Annotated in this window: 2 protein-coding genes and 1 pseudogene; 2 read left to right on the forward strand and 1 reads right to left on the reverse strand. The window is 62.4% G+C overall.

The window, feature by feature from the left end; all coding sequences use genetic code 11:
• On the forward strand, positions 1–637 hold a 637-nt coding region (locus EN935_RS32015), incomplete at its 5' end, for a GMC oxidoreductase (RefSeq protein WP_164771530.1).
• Positions 634–1,851 (forward strand): cytochrome c, encoded by a 1,218-nt coding sequence (locus EN935_RS32020; protein WP_127374016.1) that lies wholly within the window; start codon positions 634–636, stop codon positions 1,849–1,851. The genes EN935_RS32015 and EN935_RS32020, both read left to right, overlap by 4 nt.
• A gap of 9 nt (positions 1,852–1,860) precedes the next feature.
• On the opposite strand, the pseudogene EN935_RS32025 reads toward EN935_RS32020, so the two are convergent.
• Positions 1,861–2,264: pseudogene (locus tag EN935_RS32025) on the reverse strand (purine-nucleoside phosphorylase); the annotation flags it as partial.

The following is a 2,264-nucleotide window of genomic DNA, read 5'->3' on the forward strand; positions in this document are numbered from 1 at the left end:
TGGTGATGCTTTCGATCATGGCGCCCTGGATTTCGTCGGCGGCGCGGGCATCAACTGCATACCGACCAACGGGCGTCCGATCGGAACCAGGCCGACCCTGCCCGGCACACCGAAATGGGGCAGCGCCTGGAAGAAGGCGACCGTCGAGGGCTACAAGAGCACGCTTGGCTACTCGTCACAGGGAAGCAGCTATGCGACGCGCAACAATTACCTCGATCTCGACCCGACCTACAAAGATCGTTTCGGCCGGCCGCTGATGCGCATGACGTTCGATTTTCCCGACAACGACATCCGGATGTCGAACTATCTATGCGACCGGATGGAGGAGATCGCCAAGGCGCTCGGTGGCAAGCAATACACCGTCAGCCGCCGCAAGAAGGGCTGGGACAGCGTCCCCTACCAGAGCACCCACAATACGGGCGGCGCCATCATGGGAACGGACCCCAGGAGAAGCGCGGTCAACACCTATCTCCAGAGCTGGGACGTCCCCAACGTCTTCGTCATCGGCGCTTCGGCCTTCCCGCAGAACGCCGGCAAGAACCCGACGGGAACAGTCGGCGCGCTCGCCTTCCGTGCCGCCGATGCCATTCGCAATCAATATCTGCGCAATCCGGGTGCACCCCTGGTGCAAGCATGAAGAAGCTCATTTTCACGCTCGCCATCGGCGCCTTGGCGCTCGCCATCGCTCCAGCATGGAGTGCCGACCAGGCGGACCAGATCATACGCGGACAGTATCAGGCCGTGCTCGGCGACTGCGCAGGCTGTCACACCCAGGCCGGGGGCAAACCGCTGGCTGGCGGCCTGCCGCTCGAAACGCCGTTCGGCGCGCTTGTGCCACCCAACATAACCCCCGACGGCGAGACGGGCATCGGCAATTGGTCGGAAGCCGATTTCCGTAACATGATGAAGTCCGGCATCGGCCACAATGGCGTGCGGCTTTACCCCGCAATGCCTTACCCCGCCTACACCAGGATGAACGATGGCGATCTCGCCGACCTGTGGGCCTATCTGACGTCAGTTGAACCGGTATCGAACAAGGTCGAGGCCAATCAGCTGCCGTTCCCGTTGAACATTCGGCTGGCGATGCTGGGCTGGAACGCCCTCAACTTCACCGAAGCAAGCTTTCAGCCGGATTCCTCCAAATCGGCGGAATGGAACCGCGGCGCCTATATCGTCCAGGGGTCCGGACACTGCGGCACCTGTCACACGCCCAAATCCTTTCTTGGAGCGGACAAAGATAGCGAATTCCTGCAAGGCGCCTCCCTGCAAGGCTGGTTTGCCCCTGACATCACCAACAATGCGCAATCGGGCTTGGGCGCATGGTCGGAAGAGGACCTGGTCAAATACCTCAAGACCGGCGTCAACGCGCATTCGATTGCCTCAGGTCCGATGGCGGAAGCCATCGAAAATTCCACGTCGAAAATGATCGATCCGGATCTGAAGGCGGTAGCCGTCTATCTCAAGAGCTTGGGCTCGGACGCCGGCAACACCCAACCGGCAAAGCCTGACGAGACACGGATGGCCACGGGCGAGGCAGTCTACCGTGACAATTGTTCGGCCTGTCATGGTGGGGATGGCGCCGGGGCGGGCGTGCTTTTCCCTTCCCTTGCCGGCAACTCGATCGTCGCCCAGGGCAGTTCCGAAACGCTGGCCAGGCTCGTCCTCGCCGGAAGCCAGGCCGTGCACACGGCGGACGCGCCAACGACGCCTGCCATGCCCTCCCTGGCCTGGCGCCTGAAAGACCAGGAAATCGCCGACGTCTTGACCTATGTGCGCGCCAGTTGGGGCAACGCGGCTGCGGCGGTCTCATCCGACGATGTGGCTGCCGTACGCAAGGGACTGACCCAGTAGACCCGTATTCTAGCTCTCTGCTGCAACAGCGAGCGCCAGACGGCTCATGTCGGTGAAAAGCGCCTGGCGTTCGGAATAATCGGTCAGTTCACCGGTCTCGATGTTGTCGACCACGACGCACATCGACAGCGCGCGAGCCCCGAAATGCGCGGCGATGCGATAGAGTGCGCTGGTTTCCATATCGACGCCCAGAGCTCCGGCCGCCTGCGCATCGGCAAAACGGCCGCGTCCTTCAGGGTGATAGAAGATGTCGCTGCAAACCGTCAGGCCGGCACAATGGTCGATGCCAAGTTCGGCTGCCTTGGCCAGCGCACAGGCGAGAAGCGCCGGATCCGCCCCGGCGGGTCCATAAAGGCCGAAAACCTGTCCGCTCTGGGCGTTCTCCGCCTGTGCCGATTGCGAGATGACAAGGC

The sequence above is a fragment of the Mesorhizobium sp. M7D.F.Ca.US.004.03.1.1 genome, assembly GCF_003998635.1.
Classification (GTDB): domain Bacteria; phylum Pseudomonadota; class Alphaproteobacteria; order Rhizobiales; family Rhizobiaceae; genus Mesorhizobium; species Mesorhizobium loti.

Coding starts and splice junctions, on each gene's coding strand:
- EN935_RS32020 (WP_127374016.1), top strand. CDS start 634: ATGAAGAAGCTCATTTTCACGCTCGCCATCGGCGCCTTGGCGCTCGCC.